The sequence below is a fragment of the Curtobacterium sp. MCBD17_013 genome (genome assembly GCF_003234565.1).
Lineage (GTDB): Bacteria > Actinomycetota > Actinomycetes > Actinomycetales > Microbacteriaceae > Curtobacterium.
In genome coordinates, this window is sequence record NZ_QKTU01000002.1 from 125,564 (window position 1) to 145,048 (window position 19,485).

The following is a 19,485-nucleotide window of genomic DNA, read 5'->3' on the forward strand; positions in this document are numbered from 1 at the left end:
CCGGTCGCCGCCGGTCACGCGCCCTCCGGCACGATCACGGTCTTGATGCAGTCGTCGAGCTTCGCCGAGAACAGGTGGTAGCCCTCGGCGATGTGCTCGAGCGGGATGCGGTGGGTGATGATCTCGCTCGGCTTGAGGTACCCGGCGCGGATGTGTTCGAGCAGCCGCGGCCACTGGCGGATCACCGGGGTCTGGTTCATGCGCAACGTCAGGCCCTTGTTCATCGCGTCACCGAACTTCACCGCGCTGAAGATCGGCCCGTACGCGCCCATGACCGAGATCGTGCCGCCCTTGCGGACGCCGTCGATCGCCCAGTTGAGCGCGATGGGCGAACCGCCCTGGAGCTTCAGCTTCGTCGCGGTGACGTGCTGCAGCAGGTTGCCGTCGGCTTCGGCTCCGACGGCATCGATGCAGACGTCCGCACCGAGGAAGTCGGTCGTGCGCTTCAGCTCGAGCACGACGTCGGCGACCTCGGCGAAGTTGATGGTCTCGGCCTGCGCGAACGTGCGGGCCTTCTCGAGTCGGTACTCGAGCTGGTCGATGACGATCACCCGGCCGGCACCCATGAGCCAGGCGGACTTCGCGGCGTACAGACCGACCGGGCCCGCACCGAACACGACGACCGTGTCGCCCTCCGCGATGTCGCCGAGTTGTGCACCGAAGTACCCGGTGGCGAGCGCGTCGGTCATCATGAGCGCGTCCTCGTCGTCGAGCCAGTCGGGGATGACCTGCGGACCGACGTCCGCGAAGGGCACCCGGACGTACTCCGCCTGGCCGCCGTCGTAGCCGCCCGTCGTGTGGGAGTACCCGTAGATGCCGCCGACCGCGGTCGCGTTGGGGTTGACGTTGTGGCAGTTCGAGTACAGGCCGCGGGCGCAGTACCAGCAGGTGCCACAGAAGATGTTGAAGGGGACCATCACCCGGTCGCCACGTTGGAGCCGCTCGACCGAGGAGCCGACCTCCTCGACGACGCCGATGAACTCGTGACCGAAGGTGTGCCCGATGCGCGTGTCCGGCATGAGGCCGTGGTACAGGTGCAGATCGGAGCCGCAGATGGCGGCTCGGGTCACGCGGACGATCGCGTCGTTCGGGTGCTCGATCCGAGGGACGTCCTTGTCCTCGACTCGGATCCGGTAGGGCCCCCGGTAGGTCATGGCGCGCATGCGTCTCCTCTCGACGTCCCGAGTCCACCCCACGCCCGCTGGGCGGCGATCCAGGAACGTACCCCGCCCACGCCGGGAGGTGGGCCCCTCCCGCCGGTTCCGGGGCGACGCGCCAGCGGCGTCCCGGCCGTGCCGAGAGGTGGGCCCCTCCCGCCGGTTCCGGGGCGACGCGCCAGCGGCGTCCCGGCCGTGCCGAGAGGGACGGCGCCGACCGGCACCGTCCCTCCCGTCCATCTCCCGCGTCAGCGGAGCGTGACTCAGCTGTTCGCGGCGTCCACGAACTCGCGCCGCGGGTCGGTCTCCTTGATGAGCGACGTCGAGTCGCGACCCGACACGGCGCCGGTGAGCCAGCCGATGACGATGCGCGCCTTCCGGTTCAGGGTCGGCATCGCGTACACGTGGTACGCGCGGTGCGCAGCCCAGGCCGGGAGGTTCGTCATCTTGATGCCCTTGATGTTGGCCGCGCCCTTCGCGATGCCGTACGAGGCGACCGATCCGATCGACACGTGGCGGTACTCGCGGATGGGCTGCCCGGTGATCGTCGCGACGATGTTGTCCGCGACGACGACCGCCTGCCGGACCGCGTTCTGCGCGTTCGGCGGGTAGTACGCCGGCTGCTTCTCCGCCGTCAGGTCGGGCACCTGTGCCGCGTCGCCGAGGCCCCAGGCCCCCTCGACCACCTCGTGGGTTTGCTCGTCCTCGACCTGGAGCTTCGCGTTGCACGCCAGGTGGCCCTTCGGCCCGCGCGGCAGATCGGTGTTGTCGAGCACCGGGTTGGGCTTGACGCCCGCCGTCCAGACGATGAGGCCGGCGGCGAACTCGTCGCCGTCGCTGAGCTTGACGACCCCGCCCTCGCAGCTCGGCATCGTGGTCTTGAGGCGGACGTCGATCCCGCGGGTGCGGAGCGACTCGAGCGTCCACTTCGACAGGTCGGGGCCGACCTCGGGCGCCACGCGGTCGAGCGCGTCGATGAGCACCCATCGGGGCTGCTCGCCGGCGAGCGACGGGTAGGTCGCGATGGCGGCCTGCGAGACGTCGAACAGCTCCCCGATCGCCTCGACACCGGTGTAGCCACCGCCGATGAAGATGCTGGTGAGGAGCTTGCGGCGCTCCTCCTCGTCACGCGTGGCCGCGGCCTTGGCGATGTTGTCGAGGAGCTTGGCACGCACGAACGCGGCCTCCTCGACGCTCTTGAACCCCACGGCGTGCTCCTCGAGACCGGGGGTCGGGAACACGCGGGTGACCGAACCGAGGGCGACGACGACGTGGTCGTAGCCGAGCGTGCGGTCGTCCCCGCCCGCCGTGGCGACCGAGACGGTCTTCGCCGTGCTGTCGATCCCGGTCACCTTGCCCTGGATGACCCGGGTGCGCCGCAGCGCACGGCGGAGCTCCACGGTGACGTCGCGGGGTGCGATGTGCCCGCCGGCGACCTCGGGCAGGAACGGCAGGTACGTGTAGTACGTGTTCTGGTCGACGAGGGTGATCCGCATCGGGACCGTGGTGGCCTGCTTCTGCAGGTGCAGGACGGTGGAGTAACCGCCGGAACCGCCGCCGAGGACGAGGACGTGTGGGATCGAGTCAGCCATGCATACGGTCTACGCCAGATCGGCTCGGACGGTCACCATTTCCGACGGCCCGGCGTGCGTCCCGGGAGGCTCGGATCGCGTCGTCGGCGCGCGTCGCCGCCGACCCGTGATCGACCTGCGTCACCCGCGCCGCTGACGGAGTCGCCACCAGGCCGCTTCGGCGATGTCGAGGCCGGTGTAGACGCCGTGCGCGGTCCGTCGCGCCTCGGTCAGCGAGAAGCGACGGAGTCGGTACCCGCCGCCGAACCGGTCGATGATGGCCTCGGGCGAGGCGTCCGGCTCGCGCTTGACGAACCAGGTGCGCTCGTCGACGGGCTCGATCACCGGCGGTTGCCGATCCGGGACCGGAGGATGTCGATGCGTTTCTGGATCTGCTCGGTGCTCGCCTGGGCCACTGCCGGTCCCCCGCTGATCCGACGGAGCTCGGCGTGCACGGCGCCGTGGGGCTCGTTGCTGTGCCGGGCCCAGATCGACACGAGCCGGTGGAGCTCCGACCGCTGCTCCTTGATCGTCATGTACATCGGACGGTGCTCGGGCTCCGGGGGTCGCGGCTGGCCGTCCTTCCCCCGTCGCGCGCGCTTGGCCTGCGTCGCCTGACGCTGGCGGAGCAGTTCGCGGACCTGGTCCGGCTCGAGGAGCCCGGGGATCCCGATGAAGTCGAGTTCCTCGAGGCTGCCGATCTCACCGCCCGACCCGAACTCGCCGCCGTCGTAGAGGACGCGGTCGAACGACGCCTGCGAGTCGAGGGCCTGGAACGGCTGCAGGTCGAGGAGGCTGTCCGAGGCCTTGGCGTCCTGGTTCGCCTCGGCCACCATGGCGTCCTCGGGGTTGTACATGCCGTCGTCCGTGCCCTTGGGGCGGTCGAGGGCGTGGTCACGCTCGAGTTCGAGGCTCGCCGCGAGGGCCATGAGCCCGGGCACGCTCGGCAGGAACACCGAGGCCGTCTCACCACGACGACGTGCCCGCACGAAACGACCGATCACCTGAGCGAAGAACAGCGGGGTGCTCGCGCTCGTGGCGTACACGCCGACACACAGACGCGGGACGTCGACACCCTCGGAGACCATCCGGACCGCGACCATCCACCGGGTCTCGTCGGCCGCGAACGCGCCGATGCGGCTGGAGGCCGCGGCCTCGTCGGAGAGCACCACGGTGGGTCGCTCGCCGGTGATCCGCTGGAGGATCCGGGCGTAGGCCCGGGCGGTCGTCGTGTCGGTGGCGATGACGAGACCGCCGGCGTCGGGGACCCCACGACGGACCTCGGTGAGCCGCTTGTCGGCGGCCGACAGCACGGCGGTCATCCACTCGCCGTCGGGGGCGAGTGCCGTGCGCCAGGCCTGCGCGGTGATGTCCTTCGTGACCTGCTCGCCGAGCGAGGCCGACATTTCGTCCCCCATGCGGGTCTTCCAGCGCATCTGGCCCGCGTAGGCCATGAACAACACGGGGCGGACGACGCCGTCCTGCAGCGCTCGGCCGTAGCCGTAGCTGTAGTCCGCGATGGAGGTCCGGATGCCCTCGTCGTCCGGTGCGTAGCTCACGAACGGGATCGGGTTGGTGTCCGAGCGGAACGGCGTGCCACTCAACGACAGTCGTCGGGTCGCGGCTCCGAAGGCCTCGCGGATGCCGTCGCCCCAGGTGAGGGCGTCACCGCCGTGGTGGACCTCGTCGAGGACGACGAGCGTGCGCCCACCCTCGGTGATCCGGCGGTGGACCTCGGGGTTCATGCCGACCTGGGCGTAGGTGATCGCGATGCCCTGGTAGTGCCGACCGAACATGCCGTCGCCGTTCTTGAACATCGGGTCGAGCCGGATGCCCACGCGGTCGGCCGCGTCCGCCCACTGCCGTTTCAGGTGCTCCGTCGGGGCGACGACCACGATCCGGTCGACGGTGTTCCGCGCCAGGAGCTCGGTGGCGAGTCGGAGGGCGAAGGTCGTCTTGCCGGCGCCCGGTGTCGCGGCGGCGAGGAAGTCACGCGGCTCGGTCTCGAAGTACTTGGTCAACGCCTCGACCTGCCAGGCGCGGAGCTTCGACGCGGTGCCCCAGGCGGCACGGTCCGGGAACGCCGGCGACAGGTGCTCGGCCGCTGCGTTGCCCGCGGCCTCCTGGCTCGACTCCCCTGCACTCACTCCATGGGAGTCTACCGGCCGTGCCGTCACGCCTCGCCGTCCTGTCGGGCGTGCGGAGCGTGGGGCGCCGCTTGCGGACGCACGAGGGAGGCGGGCCGGACCATCCCCGCGCCGAACCGCGCGGCCACCGCGTCGACGGTCGTCTCGGTCTCGCGCCACGGCGCGTCGTCGTCCCACAGCGCGTTGCTCTCGCCTGCGGGCGCGAGGTTCTCGCCCCGCACACCGATCAGCCGGATCCGGTGTCCGGGCCGGTGCAGGGCGTCGTAGAGGTCGACGGCCTCGCGGTGGATGCGGCGCGCGACGTCCGTGGGCTCGGGCAGCGTGCGCGACCGTGAGAGCGTCGTGAAGTCCGTGTACCGCACCTTGAGCGCGATCGTCCGCGCGCGCAGGCCCGCCGCCCGCAGGCGAGCGGCCACCCGGTCGGCGAGGCGCAGGAGCTCCCGGGCGAGCTCGTCGCGGTCGGTGACGTCGGTCGGGAAGGTGACCTCGTGGCCCACGGACTTCTCGACCGAGCCGCTCTCGACCACCCGCGGGTCGCGTCCCCACGCGAGCTCGTGCAGGCGGTTGCCCATCGCGGGCCCGACGGCGGACACGAGCGACGCGACCGGGGTCGTCGCGAGGTCCCCGACGGTGCGGATGCCACGCCGCTCGAGCACCTCGGCTGTCTTGCCGCCCACACCCCAGAGCGCGGACACCGGCTGCGGGTGCAGGAACGCGACGGTGTCGGCCTCCGGGACCACGAGGATCCCGTCCGGTTTCGCGCGGCTCGACGCGAGCTTCGCCACGAACTTGGTGGCGGCGGCGCCGACGGAGCAGCGCAGGCCGGTCTCGCGGTGGACCTCGGCGCGGATGGCGGTGCCGACCTGCCACGGGGTGCCGTGCAGGCGGAGCGCCCCCCGGACGTCGAGGAATGCCTCGTCGATCCCGAGGCGTTCGACCCGCGGCGTGTAGCGATCGAGGATCTCCATGATGCGTCGCGAGTTCGTCCGGTACTTCTCGAAGTGCGGCTCGACGACGATCGCCTGGGGGCAGCGGCGGCGGGCGATCGCCATCGGCATCGCGGAGTTCACCCCGAACCGACGCGCTTCGTACGTGGCGGCCGTGACGACCGAGCGCTCGGCGTCGTGCCCGACGATGACCGGCTTGCCGACGAGGTCGGGACGGTCCAGCAACTCGACCGAGGCGAAGAAGGCGTCCATGTCGACGTGCAGGACCGACGCGGTCGTGTCGTCGGTCGGGGCCTCCGTGACGAGGCGGGTGCTGCCGTCCTGCTTGCTCACGCCACGTCCTTCCGCGATCGACATCGGCCGAACGCGCGACCATGGTGGCATGCGCCGCCGACAAACACCGGAGCGCTCAGCGCTCAGCGCTCAGCGGTCGGTGGCGAGCAGGTGTCGTTCGACGAGCGCCGCGGCCCGGCGTGCTCGGGCGCTCGTGCTCGTGGCTCCGGAGGCGACGCCGGCGACCGGGAGTCCGCTCCGCTCGGCCAGGACCGCGAGCGCGTCGTCGACACGACCGAGCGCCAGGACCCGGTCGTGCACCCACTCGTGCGCGGTTCCGGGTGGCGTCGCCGCGACGGCGGCGTCGAGCGCGTCGCTCGCACGCACCCACGCGTCGTCGCCGCGTCGGATCTCCCCGCGCTGACGACCGCTGCCCACGGCGCCGGAGAGCGCGTCGATCGAGGTGGCGAGCACCCCCGCGGCGTGCGCGAGGGCCTCGACGACCGGGACGGGTGGTCGCGCGATCGGAGCGGGCCTCCCGGCGAGTTCGCGCGCGAACACGGCGACCGACTGCAGCGCCGCCCGTGTGCGCGCGTCGGTGCGGGCCGCACCACCGGACGGGAACCGCACCATGGGCTTCATGACCGCGTCGAGCTGGTAGGTCGCGGCGTCGACGGCGCGTGACCGGCGCCGCAGGTCGAAGGTATCCGGATCCGAGGGGTCGGCGTCGCGCGGACCGTCCCCACCGACATCGACGAGACCCGCGGACAGGACGAACGAGCGCACGGCCGCGAGCTGGCGTCGCACGGCGCTCCGGACCATCCTGCCCGACGCCACCGGGAGGACGACCACGCTCACGAGGACGGCGACCGCGGCGCCGAGCAGGTTCTCGGCGAGCCGGAACGGGATCAGTGTGTCCGTGAAACTGCCGCCGTACGCGTACACCTGGCAGAGCACGACCACGAGCGCTGTGACCCAGATCGCGTAGACGCCGCCGAAGCCGTAGGTGCCGACCGCGAGGGCGAACACCGCGATGCCGGCGGTCCACCACGGGTGGTGCGTGCCGAGCAGGTGCACGAGCACGATCCCGAGCGCGCCGCCGAGCACCGTCCCGACCCCGCGGTGGAGTGCCTTCCGCACCCGCTCGTGCGTCGAGTTCGTGCCGGCGAGGACGATCATGACGCCGATCACGCCCCAGTAGAACCGGCTGCCGTCGAGCAGGAGCGCGAGCGGCTCCACGACCGCGACCGCGACCGCCGCCTGGATGCCGGTGCGGAGGGACGCCGAGACGTGCCACCGCCGCCAGGGGCCGGTCATGCCGTCGGCGAGTGCGTCGTCGAGGACGGGGACCGCGCCGGACGGACGTCCGCCGACCAGGACGACCGGTGTCCGGAACGGGACCGCGTCGCCCTCACGCGGCAGCGCGGCGCGCAGTGTCCCCCAAGCGCGGGCGGCGGCGGCGAGGTCGGCGAGCTGCAGGGCGGCGCGGTGCACGACGTGCGCCAGCGTCGACCCGTCCGCCCGCGCGGACGGCGTGACCCCGAACCGGGCGAGCATCCCTTCAGCCGCCGTCGCCCCCTGCGCGCCGCCGCCGACGACGACCGTGCGGATCGCCTCCGCGACCGCGGCTCGGACGTCGTCGGGCGCCCCGCTCCCGGCGAGCGTCTCGGCGGTCCGGCCGAGTCCGTCGACGGCGAGGTGGGTGTCGAACAGCAGCCGGTGCAGCGTCTCGGCGGTCGCGCCCGTCGGTCCCGCACCCGGAGCGGCGAGCATGCCGTCGGCGGTGAGCGCGACCTCCTGGAACCGGTCGAGCCGTCGGCGCAGGCGACGGGCGGCCCGGACCCGCTCCCGGGACGCGTCGGGTCCGACCGCGAGCAGGTCGACGGCGGCACGGAGGACGGCGGTCGCCCAGGCGAGCAGGGCACGCCGGGTCCACAGCAGGGACCGGAACGGCATGGGCCGCAGGAACACACCGCGGATCACGACGGTGACCGCGAGGGAACCGGCACCGATGAGTGCCAGACCGGCCACGCTCGCCGCTGGCAACGGGGTCAGGAGCCCGCAGAGGTACCCGGAGAACACCACCGCGGCGGCGTCGGTCGCCCACGGTCCCCAGCCCATCGCGGCGAACTGCACGAACAACAGCACCACGATCAGCGCGAGCTCGAGCACGTGGAACCGATCGAGCGCGACGCTCGCGAACAAGGCGACGACGAACGGCACGACCACCGCACCCGTCCGCGCGGCGATGCGCCCAGCACTGACGTCGTTGATGATGAGGCAGCTGATGAAGGCGGGCATCGCCCCGATGAGCACGCCGAGGACGCCGGGCAGGCCGACCGCGGAGGCGAGGGCGAGACCGACCACCATCCCGGCGGGCACGCACAGCAGGGTCCGCAGCGCGCTCTGGGTCCGGACGAGGCCGACGTCGAGCATGAGGACGCGGTCGACGAACCGCCGTCGGCGACCGGGACGCGCGATCCGCTCGGGTGCGAGCCGGGAGGCCCGGGATCGGTCGGTCGCGCTCGTCACCCGGTGCCGCCTCCTGTCGTGGTCCCCTGGCAATGGTACCGGAGCGGAACGACCTTCAGTGCGGCGCCGGGACCGGCCCGAGCAGGGCCGCCGCGATCGTCCGGGCGGCGGAGTCCCGGGAGGACGGGTGGTACTGCCCCGCGCGGACGTCCCGCGCCAGCCGCGCGAGCTCCGCCCCGGCCCGGTACGCGCCCCCGCCGACGACGCGCATGGCCTCGTCGACGACGTGAGCCGCGGTGTCGACGGAGCGCGCCTTCGTGCCGACGAGCAGCGGGAACCACCGGGGTCCGTGGTCGACGAGGTCGTCGACGTCCCGCGTCAACGCATCGATCTGCAGGACCACCGCGTCCACCGCGCCCTGCGCGTCGGCCAACGCCCGACGGACGTCCGGATCGGACGACCGGGGCGAGCCGTCGAGCGCGGTCCGTCGCCCGACGCCCTCGACGGCGAGGGCCAGCGCCCGCTCGGCGATGCCGGCGTAGACCGCGGCGACGAGCAGTTCGAACGCCGCGAAGATCCCGAAGACCAACGGGTCGGCGGAGGGCCCGACGGGCAGCACGCGGACGATCCGGTCGGCGGGCACGTGGACGCCGTCGAGCTCGGTGGCGTCGCTCCGCGTGGCCCGCATGCCGAGCGTGTCCCAGTCCCCGAGCGCGCGGTGCCCGGGCTGCTCCCGCTCGACGAACCCGTGCACGAGCACCGGGGCGGCCGGGTCGCTGTCGTCCCGGCCGAACACGCTGAGCAGGTCCCACGCCGGCGCGAGGGACACCGTCGACTTCCGACCGGTGAACCGCCATCCCCCGGCACCGTCGGACTCGGCACGCGTCGTCGAGTCGAACAGGACCGCGTCGTTCCCCGCCTCGCTGACGCCGAAGGCGAGCAGCCGGTCGGCGGCCGCCGCGTCCGTCACGATCTGGAGGAACGACTCGCCCCTGGCGCCCACGGCGCGGGCGGCCTGCACCCACACCTGGTGCATGCCGAGCCCCAGCGCGGTGGCCGGTGCCGCCGCGGCGAGCCGTCGTTGGATCCGCGCGGTGTCCCGGAGACCCAGCCCCGCGCCTCCCGAGCCGACCGGCACGCCCACGCGCAGGTACCCCGCGTCGCGGAGCTCGGCCAGGTCCTCCGTGCAGAACCGGCCGTCACGGTCGTACCCGGGAGCGCGGGCGGCGATGCGGGCGAGCAGGGCGTCGTCGAGCTCCCAGCCCGGACTGGACGCGGTGGTGTCGGTCACGAGGACGAGACTATTTTGTGGTCGTGACAGATCGGCATCCGTGGTCCAGGTACGTCGCCATCGGTGACTCGTTCACCGAGGGCATCGGGGATCCTGACCCGAGCGTCCCCGGTGGCCATCGAGGGTGGGCGGATCGCGTCGCCGAGGTGCTCGCGAACCAGACCGTCGACTTCGCGTACGCGAACACGGCGATCCGCGGGCGGCTCCTGCAACAGATCATCGACGAACAGGCCGAACACGCGTTGGCGTTGCGGCCCGGCCTGATCACGGTCTCGGCGGGCGGCAACGACATCATCCGTCCCGGCAGCGACCCGGACGAGGTCGCCGAGCGCTTCGACGGGCTCATCCACACCCTGCGGCGGGACGGCGCGACCGTCGTCCTGTTCACCGGGCCCGACGTCGGGACCACGCCGGTGCTCGGACTCGTCCGCGGCAAGGCGGCGATCTACAACGAGCACCTGCACGCGATCGCGCTCAAGCACGGCGCACTCGTGGCCGACATGTGGGCGCTCCGCGTCCTCCGGGACCCGCGCATGTGGGCGCCCGACCGCCTCCACCACTCCCCCGTCGGGCACGCCACCGTCGCCGCGGCCGTGCTCGACACCCTCGGGGTCGAACACGAGCTGGCGCCGTGGCAGCCGGAGCCCCTGGCGGCCCGGCCGTGGCGCGAGGCGCGGGTCGAGGACCTCGGCTGGGCGCGGGAGTACCTCGTGCCGTGGGTCGTCCGGCGGATCCGGCACACGTCCTCGGGCGACGGAGTCGAGCCGAAGCGGCCCGAACTCCAGACGGTGCTCGAGCACCGCTCCGACACGCCCTGACGCGCTGACGGCCTCAGGCCCCCTGGAACGGGTTCGTCCAGCGCCACCACAGGTCGGGCTCCGTGATGGACGCGTCGAGCTCGAGCGGCACCGTGACGGGGGCGTGGTGGTCGATCGTGAACCGCACGGTGCCCACCCGCTCGCCGCGACGGCCGAAGGTCACCTGCTCGAGGCGAGTGCGTGCCGTCACCGTCGTCCGCCCCCAGACGAGCACCGACCGCGCCGAGGCGGCGACCGCGTCCGTCCGCGGCCGCCAGGGGGTAGCGTAGTGGGCGAACGTCTGCCCGCGGTTCGTCAGGGTCACGACGTGGAAGTTGTCCGCGACCGAGTCGAGCAGCCGCCGCACGTCGACGTCGAGCGAGTCGTGGTCCCTCCCGCCGAGCATCGCTCCCACGACCGTGACGGTGCGTCCGCCGCGCTGGTACGTCGCGGCGAACAGCAAGCACGCACCCGCCTGGTCGAGCGTCCCGGTCTTGATGCCCTCGACACCGTCCATCCCGAGCAGCTTGTTCGAGTTCTCGATCGGACCGACCGTGGGGATGGTCGTGCGCTGCGTGCCGACGATCTGCTTCACCACGGGGTTCGCGATCGCCAGCTCGCCGAGGTGCACGAGGTCCGACGCGGTCGCGGTGTTGTGCGGGTCGAGTCCCGTCGGCTCCTCGATGGTCGTGTGGTCCAGGTCGTGCGCCGACAACCAGGCGTGGACGGCCGTGCGGTACGAGTCCATCGACCCGAACGACCACAGGGCCAGCGCCCCGGCGTAGTTGTTCGCGGACTTCATGAGCATGACCTCGAACGCCTGCCGCTCGCTCAACCGGAGACCGACCGGCATGGCCGCGACCTCGCCGTCCAGGGCGAGGTACTGGTCGTACAGGGCGTGCTGCGCGGCCGTGAACGTGATCGTCGGCCCGTCGTCCGAGGTCGTCAGTGGGTGCGCTTGCAGCACCACGAGGGCCGTCACCACCTTGCTGATGCTCGCGATCGAGCGTTGACCGGTGTCGCCGCTCGTCTGCAGGCTCCCGGCGAAGCCCGGGGCCTCGACCGCGGTCGCCCCGTAGCCCGGGAATGACAGCGCCGGCAGCGTCGCCGCGGGTGCGGCGTACGTCGCGCGCGAGACGGTCGCCGGCGCGAAGGGCACGACGGCCGCCGCGACCAGGTACGCGACCGCGACGAGCACCACGGCGACCACGGTGATCAGGACGGGACGCCGGACCGCGGAGCGGGGCCGGTGGACGACACGTGACACGGCACAGCAGCCTAGGGGTGGGCGGCGATGGATCAGCTGCGCGCCGCGCGCTGGGCGTGTGCGACCGCCCACAGGCCCACGGCGCTCGCCGCCGCCACGTTGAGCGAGTCGACCCCGTGCGCCATCGGGATCCGCACCACGGTGTCGGCGGTGGCCACGGCACGCGCGCTCAGGCCGTCACCCTCGGTGCCCATGACGAGTGCGACGCGCTCGGGCACGTCCTGGACGAACGCGTCGAGTGGGACGGAGTCGTCCGTCAGGGCCATCGCGGCCAGGTGGAACCCCGCGGCCCGGAGCGCGGGCCCGGCGTCCGCCCACTCGCCGATCCGTGTCCACGGGACCTGGAGGACCGTCCCCATGCTCACGCGCACGCTGCGGCGGTAGAGGGGGTCGGCACAGCGCGGCGAGACGAGGACGGCGTCCGCCCCGAGTCCGGCCACCGACCGGAAGACCGCACCGACGTTCGTGTGGTCGACGATGTCCTCGAGCACGACGACGAGACGCGCGTCCCGGACGACGTCCGCCAGTGCGGGCTCGGCGGGTCGCTGCATCGCCGCGAGTGCACCGCGGTGCATGCGGAACCCGGTGAGCTCCTCGAGCAGGGCGTCGGGACCGACGAACACCGGACCGTCGTGCTCGGCCAGCATCGGCAGGACCTTGGGCAGCCACTTCTCCTGCACGAGCACGCTCCGAGGCACGTGCCCAGCGGCGAGGGCACGCTCGATCACGGTGTTCGACTCGGCGATGTACAGCCCACCTTCCGGCTCCCGCACGCGTCGGAGCGCGACGTCGGTCAGGCGGGCGTAGTCGTCGAGTCGCGGGTCGTCGAGGGCGTCGATGCGCACCGTCTGCACGGGATGGTCCTCCGGGAAGCGATCGGGGTCGTGGGCTGTTGAGGGTACCGTGGAGCCGATGGAGCGGGTGGAGGCGGGCGACCTCGAGCGAGGCGCACCCGAGCAGGGTGACGACCTCGACCGCGTCGTCGAGACGCTGCGGGGCAAGCGCATCGCCGTGCTCTCGGGGGCCGGGATCAGCACGGACTCCGGGATCCCCGACTACCGGGGTGCGGGCCGCGTGGCGCGCACGCCGATGACGTTCCAGGAGTTCTCCGCCGACCCGGCGAGGCGCCGGCGGTACTGGGCCGGGAGCCACCTCGGTTGGCGCACGTTCTCGTCCGCCCGGCCGAACGACGGGCACCGGGCGCTCGCCGACCTCGAGGCGGCCGGTGTCGTGAGCGGGATCGTCACGCAGAACGTCGACGGTCTCCATCTCCGCGCCGGGTCTCGCCGCGTGGTCGAGCTCCACGGGTCCATGGACCGCGTCGTGTGCCTGCGCTGCGGGCAGGCGTTCGCACGCTCGGATCTCGCAGCGGTGCTCGACCGGGAGAACGCCTGGATCGACGAACCCGGCACGGTGACGCTCGCGCCGGACGGCGACGTCGACATCACGGGCGCCGACCGGTTCCGTGTCCCCGCGTGCTCGGTGTGCGGCGGCGTGCTCAAGCCCGACGTCGTGTTCTTCGGCGAGTTCGTGCCGGTCGAGAAGTTCCACGAGGCCGTCTCGATCGTCGCCGGCGCGGACGCGCTCCTCGTGGTCGGGTCGTCCCTCGTCGTCAACTCGGGCGTCCGGCTGGTCGACCACGCCGTTCGTCGCCGCAAGCCCGTCGTCATCGTGAACCGGGGTGCCACGCGCAGTGACCGTCGGGCGGTGGCTAGGCTCGACGCAGGCACCACCGAGACATTGACGGCGCTGCGCCACCGACTCCTGCACTGACCGCGTCGCCGACGCCACCACGGACGGCGCATCGCCGCGGAAGGGACGAACGGTGACGACCCTCCTGTACCTCGTGCGGCACGGCGAGACCGACTGGAACAAGCAGCGCCGCATCCAGGGGTCGACCGACATCCCACTGAACGAGACCGGACGCCGACAGGCAGCCGCCGCCGGTGCGTTGCTCGTCCGTCGCCGGTTCGACGCCGTGCTCGCGTCCCCGCTGTCCCGGGCGTTCGAGACGGGCGCGATCATCGCCTCCCGGCTCGGACTGCCCACTCCGTCGACGGACGACGGTCTCGTCGAGCGGTCGTACGGCGAGGCCGAGGGCCTGACGGACGTCGAGATCCGCGAACGGTTCCCGGACGGCTCGGTGCCCGGCCGCGAGTCGCGCTCGGCGTTGCTCGCCCGCGTGCTCGAGTCGCTCGGCGAGATCGCGATCCGGTTCGACGCCGGCGCGGTCGTCGTCGCGACGCACGGAGCGGTGATCCGTGCCGTGGTGAACGAGCTCGCCCCGGGTACCGCCGACTCCTTCACGACGCCGATCCGAAACGGGTCGATCCACTCGTTCCGTTGGGACCCCGAGCGCTTCCGCGGGGAACTCGTCCGGTTCGACGACCCGATCGAGGACCAGTCCGAGGCCCCCGGGCGGTACGAGTTCGCGTACCAGAACCCGCTCGAGGCCGAGGGCGACTGACGGCCGCCGGGCTGGCGCTCCCACCTCGGTCCGGCGGTCCTCCATGTCCGCCGAACGGGGCGACGGGCGTCGGTCAGGCGCGGCGGTCGGCGACGGCGCGCTCGACGGACGCGACGACGCGCTCGGCGGACGTGGTCCAGTCGAAGCGGCGGACCCGCTCGAGGGATGCCCGGTGCAGGTCGTCCCAGCGCGCCTCGACCCGTCGCACCGCGGCCGCGACCGCGGCGGGCGAGGCCGGATCGAAGTACTCGGCGGCCGCGCCGCCGATCTCGCGGAAGATCGGGATGTCGCTCACGGCGACGGGCGTGCCCACGCCCATCGACTCGACGAGCGGGATCCCGAAGCCCTCGTCGTGCGAGGCGCTGACGAGTGCCGTCGCGGTCCGGAGCACCGCGCGGTACTCCTCGTCCGACGCTCCGTCGTGGAACACGAGCGAACCCGCGGGGGCGAGCCGCTCGAGCCGCTCCCGGTCCGCAGCTCGCACGCGCGACATGCAGTGCAGCCGCCAGTCGGCCTCCCCGGGCCCGCGGAGCAGCGGGATCGCGGAGGCGAGGGTCTCGACGTTCTTGTAGGGCATGAACGTGCCCATGTAGACGAGGTCCCGCGTCCGCAGGCCGTCCGCCGCGCGCGGCGCCACCGGGTCCGCGGCGTTGTACGCGACCGTCACGGGCCGACGCGTCAGCCGGTGGTCCCGGATGAGTCCGGCGGTCGTCTCGCTCACCGTGACGACGCCGTCGGCACCATCGAGCAGCATCCGCTGCGGCCACCACGCGAGGTGGAACGCACGCCACCCCAGCCGCAGCGGCCACGAGAACTCACGGGGCGGTGTGCGGTTGCGGTAGTAGATGAGGTCGTGCAGCGTCAGCACGAGCGCGTAGTGGCGTCCGCGGGATCCCATGGTCTGCATCGGCGAGAACACGGCGTCGAGCCCCAGCCGGTTCACCTGCCGCGCGACCAGGGGCTCCCCGGCGCTCGTCGGTGGACTGATGCGCTCCCAGGGCATCCCGTCCGGCAGCGAGTCCCGCTGTCCGTCCTCGCTCACCAGGAGCACGTAGTCGTGCCGGTCCGGCAGATGTGCCGCGACACCGGCCGTGAACCGGCTGATGCCGTCATGGTGCCCCACCCGTACGTAGCGGCAGTCGATGCCGATGCGGAGACGGCTCATCGGCGCATCCCGCCGCGGTCCGGTTCGGGCGTCGCCAGGGAGGCACGGATCGCGTCCGCCGCGGCGGCCGGCGTCTCGTAGTGCACGAGGTGGCCGACGCCGGGGATCACGACGAGGGTCGCGTCGGGCAGCCGGTCCGCCAGCGCTTCCTGTTCCGGCACCGCGGTGATGTCGTCACGTTCGGCGGCGATGAGGAGCACCGGTACGTCGATGCGGTCCGCGTACGCGGCGACGTCGTGCGTCACCGACGTCCGGAACGCGTCGAGGACGACGTGGCGGTCGGCGAACGCCGAGAAGTACCGGTCGTGCTGGTCGTGCACCCATCGGCGCAACCGCGGTTCGCGGGACTTGAGCATCGCGACGCTCATCGCCCGGACGATCCCCCGGTTCCGGAGGAGGGCGAGCCCGAGCGCCCGGGGCAGGACCGCACCCAGCCGGTAGTAGGCGATCGCGATCGCGGTACCCACGGCGCGCGGGCCCTGCAGTGCGGGAGCGGCGATCGGGTTGACCAGGACCAGGCGCCGGGTGTCGAGCCCGTCGGCGACCGCGGCTGCGGTGACGATGCTCCCGAAGGAATGACCGAGCACGACGGCCCGTCGGTCGAGCCCGAGGGCGCGGTGGAACGCTCGGAGCCACCGCACGAAGCCGTCCATGTCGGACCGCGGGAGCGCGTCGGACACCCCGAAGCCCGGGAGGTCCGGCACGATCGTGCGGACCTCGGGCAGGTGCGCGGCGAGCGACTCGAGCCCGTGGTGGTCGCCGCGGAAGCCGTGCACGGCGAGCATGGTGGTGTCCGCGTCCTCGGGGCCGTACACCCAGTAGTGGGTTGCGCGGCCGTCGACGAGGACCGACCGGTGCACCACGGGCAGCCCGGCCATGAGCCGCTGGTACGGGGAGACGATCGGGGCACGCATCCCGCCGAGTCTACGGGCCGGACCCGTCGGGCCGGACGGGTGCCGCGCCTCCCGGTCGGCGGGCCGTGCGGTCGTCCGTTCCCTCCGGACACGGATACCCGGGGCGACATAGAGTGGGCCGACGGGCGCCATGTCGGCCCCGACGCCCGACGGATCCACGAGGAGCACGGTGACGTTCACTGCCCCCATCCAGCTGCCCGGACTGACCCTGGACCCGCTCTGGTACAAGCGGTCGGTGTTCTACGAGTGCATGATCCGCTCGTTCGTCGACTCGAACGGGGACGGCACCGGCGATCTGTCCGGGCTCATCAGCCGCCTGGACTACCTGCAGTGGCTCGGCGTCGACGCGCTGTGGCTGCCGCCGTTCTTCCAGTCGCCGATGCGCGACGGCGGCTACGACATCTCCGACTACAAGGCGATCCTGCCGGAGTTCGGCACCCTGGACGAGTTCCGCGACCTCGTGACGAAGGCGCACGAACGGAACATGCGCATCGTCATCGACATGGTGATCAACCACACCTCCGACGCGCACGAGTGGTTCCAGCAGTCCCGCGAGGACCCGGACGGGCCCTACGGCGACTTCTACGTCTGGAGCGACAGCCCGGACAAGTACGAGAACATCCGCATCATCTTCGTCGACACCGAGGAGTCGAACTGGACGTTCGACCCAATCCGACGGCAGTTCTTCTTCCACCGGTTCTTCTCGCACCAGCCGGACCTCAACTTCGAGAACCCCGCCGTGGTCGAGGCCGTCTACGACGTCGTCCGGCACTGGCTCGACATGGGCGTGGACGGGCTGCGGCTCGACGCGATCCCGTACCTCTTCGAGTCCGAGGAGGGCAACGGCGAGGGCGAGCCCGCGACGCACGAGTTCGTCAAGGGCCTCCGCGCGATGGTCGACGAGGAGTACCCCGGGCGCGTGCTCATCGCCGAGGCGAACCAGTGGCCGCGCGAGACGGCGGCGTTCTTCGGCACCGACGACGAGCCCGAGTGCCACATGGCCTTCGACTTCCCGGTGATGCCCCGCATCTACTACTCGCTCCGCGCGCAGCACGCGACGGAGCTCCAGCGGATCCTCTCGGAGACCACCGAGGTCCCGGAGAGCGCGGCGTGGGGTGTGTTCCTGCGGAACCACGACGAGTTGACGCTCGAGATGGTGAGCGAGGAGTACCGCCAGGCGATGTACGGCTGGTACGCGTACGACCCGCGGATGCGGTCGAACATCGGCATCCGTCGACGCCTCGCGCCGCTCCTCGACAACTCCCGGGCGGAGCTCGAGCTCGTGCACGCGCTGCTGTTCTCGCTCCCCGGCTCGCCGTTCCTGTACTACGGCGACGAGATCGGCATGGGCGACAACATCTGGCTGCCCGACCGCGACTCGTCCCGCACCCCCATGCAGTGGACGCCGGACCGCAACGCCGGGTTCTCGACGGCCGACCCCGGCAAGCTGTACCTGCCGGTCGTGCAGTCCCTCGTCTACAACTACAACCTCGTCAACGTCGAGTCGCAGCTGGCGCAGTCCCGCTCCCTGCTGCACTGGATCCGCAACGTCATCCACGTGCGGAAGGCGCACCCGGTGTTCGGGCTCGGCACGCTCACCGTGCTCGAGAGCGACAACGACTCGGTGCTCACGTTCATGCGGTCGTACGAGGGCACGGGCACCCAGTTCGGTGACTCCGCCGAGGACGTCCTCTGCGTCTTCTCGTTCGCACACAACCCCACCGCGGTCACGATCACGGCGCCCGAGCACGCCGGTCTGCCCCTGTACGACCTCTTCGGCGGCGGGTCGTTCCCGTCGTTCGACGAGGACGGCACGGTGACGATCACCCTCGGGACGCAGGCGTTCTACTGGCTGCACGTGGGACGGCCGCGGGACTGACGGTCCGTAGGGGTCTCGGGATCGGCACCGCGTCACGTCGCTCGGCCCGGCCGCCTCGGGTCGCCCGGACGGCCGCGTCACGTCGCCCGGACGGCCGCGTCGGGTCGCTGGGACGGCCGCCTCGGGTCGCCCGGCCGGCCGTGTCGCGTCCGCGGTGTCGGCGGCCGCCGCTAGCCTGACCGCGTGACCAGCTCTCCGCTCGCAGCGCCGATCGACGCCACCCTCGGAGCCCCCTCGGCGGCACCCCGCTCCCCTGCGGAACGCCCCTGGTGGCACGCGCTCGGCGTGTTCGACCTCGAGACCACGGGGATCGACGTCGAGACAGCACGGATCGTCAGCGCCCATGTCGGGCTCATCGACATGACCGGCGCGAGCATCGCCGCCGGCTCGTGGCTGGCCGACCCGGGCGTCCCCATCCCGGAGCAGGCCGCTGCGGTGCACGGCATCACGACCGAGCGCGCCCGTGCCGAGGGGCGTGCCGCCGACGTCGTCGTCGCCGAGATCATCGCCGCGGTCGAGGCCGTGTTCGCCCGCGGGATCCCGCTCGTGGTCTACAACGCGCCGTACGACCTCACCGTCCTCGACCGCGAGGCCAAGCGCCACGGCCTGGCGGCACCCGTGATCGGGAACGTCGTCGATCCGCTCGTCATCGACAAGGCCGTCGACACCTACCGCAAGGGCAAGCGCACGCTCGAGGTCTGCTCCGCGCTGTACGGCGTGACCCTCGCGGACGCGCACGACGCCGGTGCCGACGCGATCGCCGCCGGACGCGTCGCGCAGGCGATCGCGAGCCGCTACCCGGACCAGCTCGGCATCAGCGCCGAGGAGCTCCACCGACTGCAGGTGGCCTGGTGCTCCGACCAGGCGGCGTCGTTCCAGGACTACATGCGGCGTGAGCGCAATCCGCAGTTCGTCGCGGACGGCCGCTGGCCGCACCGCAACCCCGCCTGATCGTCCCCGGCCCCGGTGTCGGCACGCGCGCACGGGGCATGGCACAGGCACAGGCACAGGCATAGGCACGGGCACACACCTGAACCAGGCGGTCCTCGGCAACGGCTGCCCCGGAGACGCAGCAACGGGCGGCCACCCGGAGGTGGACCGCCCGTTGCTCGCTCGCCGTTCCCGACGAGGTCGCGTC

The 19,485-nt window shown here is 72.3% G+C and carries 16 protein-coding genes; 5 read left to right on the top strand and 11 right to left on the bottom strand.

Annotated elements, in window-relative coordinates; translation table 11 throughout:
- Positions 1-14 precede the first annotated feature (14 nt).
- The 7 genes from DEI81_RS03205 to DEI81_RS03235 form a co-directional block, all read right to left on the bottom strand.
- Positions 15-1,163 carry a zinc-dependent alcohol dehydrogenase gene (locus DEI81_RS03205; protein ID WP_111009072.1) on the bottom strand — a complete coding sequence of 383 codons (1,149 nt, stop codon included), beginning with the start codon at positions 1,161-1,163 and terminating at the stop codon, positions 15-17.
- A 257-nt stretch (positions 1,164-1,420) separates the two neighbouring features.
- Complete coding sequence (locus DEI81_RS03210) at positions 1,421-2,749, bottom strand: NAD(P)/FAD-dependent oxidoreductase (RefSeq protein WP_111009073.1); 1,329 nt, start codon at positions 2,747-2,749, stop codon at positions 1,421-1,423.
- A 120-nt stretch (positions 2,750-2,869) separates the two neighbouring features.
- Entirely contained in the window at positions 2,870-3,073 is a 204-nt protein-coding gene (locus DEI81_RS03215) for a hypothetical protein (protein WP_111009074.1), read from the bottom strand.
- Positions 3,070-4,875: a DEAD/DEAH box helicase gene (locus tag DEI81_RS03220; RefSeq protein WP_111009075.1), complete on the bottom strand. Its 1,806-nt coding sequence runs from the start codon at positions 4,873-4,875 to the stop codon at positions 3,070-3,072. Before DEI81_RS03220 ends, DEI81_RS03215 begins: the two co-directional genes overlap by 4 nt.
- Before the next feature lie 26 nt (positions 4,876-4,901).
- The gene (dinB, locus tag DEI81_RS03225; protein WP_111009076.1) at positions 4,902-6,155 is read right to left on the bottom strand and encodes a DNA polymerase IV; all 1,254 of its coding nucleotides are present in this window, start codon (positions 6,153-6,155) and stop codon (positions 4,902-4,904) included.
- A 90-nt stretch (positions 6,156-6,245) separates the two neighbouring features.
- Entirely contained in the window at positions 6,246-8,627 is a 2,382-nt protein-coding gene (locus tag DEI81_RS03230) for an FUSC family protein (RefSeq protein ID WP_111009077.1), read from the bottom strand.
- Between the two features lie 55 nt (positions 8,628-8,682).
- Complete coding sequence (locus DEI81_RS03235) at positions 8,683-9,858, bottom strand: acyl-CoA dehydrogenase family protein (protein ID WP_111009078.1); 1,176 nt, start codon at positions 9,856-9,858, stop codon at positions 8,683-8,685.
- 23 nt (positions 9,859-9,881) lie between these two features.
- Here DEI81_RS03235 and DEI81_RS03240 point away from each other — a divergent pair, with 23 nt between their 5' ends.
- Entirely contained in the window at positions 9,882-10,676 is a 795-nt protein-coding gene (locus DEI81_RS03240; RefSeq protein ID WP_111009343.1) for an SGNH/GDSL hydrolase family protein, read from the top strand.
- A gap of 13 nt (positions 10,677-10,689) precedes the next feature.
- Here DEI81_RS03240 and DEI81_RS03245 read toward each other — a convergent pair whose 3' ends face one another.
- Positions 10,690-11,922, bottom strand: a complete 1,233-nt coding sequence (locus DEI81_RS03245) for a D-alanyl-D-alanine carboxypeptidase family protein (RefSeq protein ID WP_181435313.1) — start codon at positions 11,920-11,922, stop codon at positions 10,690-10,692.
- A 32-nt stretch (positions 11,923-11,954) separates the two neighbouring features.
- Positions 11,955-12,776 carry an RNA methyltransferase gene (locus DEI81_RS03250; protein ID WP_111009080.1) on the bottom strand — a complete coding sequence of 274 codons (822 nt, stop codon included), beginning with the start codon at positions 12,774-12,776 and terminating at the stop codon, positions 11,955-11,957.
- Positions 12,777-12,834: 58 nt separating this feature from the next.
- Here DEI81_RS03250 and DEI81_RS03255 point away from each other — a divergent pair, with 58 nt between their 5' ends.
- Both DEI81_RS03255 and DEI81_RS03260 read left to right on the top strand, forming a co-directional pair.
- A complete protein-coding gene (locus DEI81_RS03255) occupies positions 12,835-13,695 on the top strand; it encodes a Sir2 family NAD-dependent protein deacetylase (protein WP_111009081.1) in 861 nt (286 codons plus the stop codon).
- 52 nt (positions 13,696-13,747) lie between these two features.
- Complete coding sequence (locus tag DEI81_RS03260) at positions 13,748-14,389, top strand: histidine phosphatase family protein (RefSeq protein WP_111009082.1); 642 nt, start codon at positions 13,748-13,750, stop codon at positions 14,387-14,389.
- A 73-nt stretch (positions 14,390-14,462) separates the two neighbouring features.
- Here the strand turns inward: DEI81_RS03260 and DEI81_RS03265 are convergent, their stop codons facing one another.
- Positions 14,463-15,554: a glycosyltransferase family 1 protein gene (locus tag DEI81_RS03265; RefSeq protein ID WP_111009083.1), complete on the bottom strand. Its 1,092-nt coding sequence runs from the start codon at positions 15,552-15,554 to the stop codon at positions 14,463-14,465.
- Positions 15,551-16,468 carry an alpha/beta fold hydrolase gene (locus DEI81_RS03270; RefSeq protein ID WP_111009344.1) on the bottom strand — a complete coding sequence of 306 codons (918 nt, stop codon included), beginning with the start codon at positions 16,466-16,468 and terminating at the stop codon, positions 15,551-15,553. Before DEI81_RS03270 ends, DEI81_RS03265 begins: the two co-directional genes overlap by 4 nt.
- A gap of 130 nt (positions 16,469-16,598) precedes the next feature.
- Here DEI81_RS03270 and treS point away from each other — a divergent pair, with 130 nt between their 5' ends.
- Positions 16,599-18,347: a maltose alpha-D-glucosyltransferase gene (gene treS, locus DEI81_RS03275; RefSeq protein ID WP_181434796.1), complete on the top strand. Its 1,749-nt coding sequence runs from the start codon at positions 16,599-16,601 to the stop codon at positions 18,345-18,347.
- 210 nt (positions 18,348-18,557) lie between these two features.
- Positions 18,558-19,298, top strand: a complete 741-nt coding sequence (locus tag DEI81_RS03280; RefSeq protein WP_111009345.1) for an exonuclease domain-containing protein — start codon at positions 18,558-18,560, stop codon at positions 19,296-19,298.
- Positions 19,299-19,485 lie beyond the last annotated feature (187 nt).

Coding starts and splice junctions, on each gene's coding strand:
- DEI81_RS03205 (WP_111009072.1), bottom strand. CDS start 1,163: ATGCGCGCCATGACCTACCGGGGGCCCTACCGGATCCGAGTCGAGGAC.
- DEI81_RS03210 (WP_111009073.1), bottom strand. CDS start 2,749: ATGGCTGACTCGATCCCACACGTCCTCGTCCTCGGCGGCGGTTCCGGC.
- DEI81_RS03255 (WP_111009081.1), top strand. CDS start 12,835: ATGGAGCGGGTGGAGGCGGGCGACCTCGAGCGAGGCGCACCCGAGCAG.
- DEI81_RS03265 (WP_111009083.1), bottom strand. CDS start 15,554: ATGAGCCGTCTCCGCATCGGCATCGACTGCCGCTACGTACGGGTGGGG.
- DEI81_RS03270 (WP_111009344.1), bottom strand. CDS start 16,468: ATGCGTGCCCCGATCGTCTCCCCGTACCAGCGGCTCATGGCCGGGCTG.
- treS (WP_181434796.1), top strand. CDS start 16,599: ATGTCGGCCCCGACGCCCGACGGATCCACGAGGAGCACGGTGACGTTC.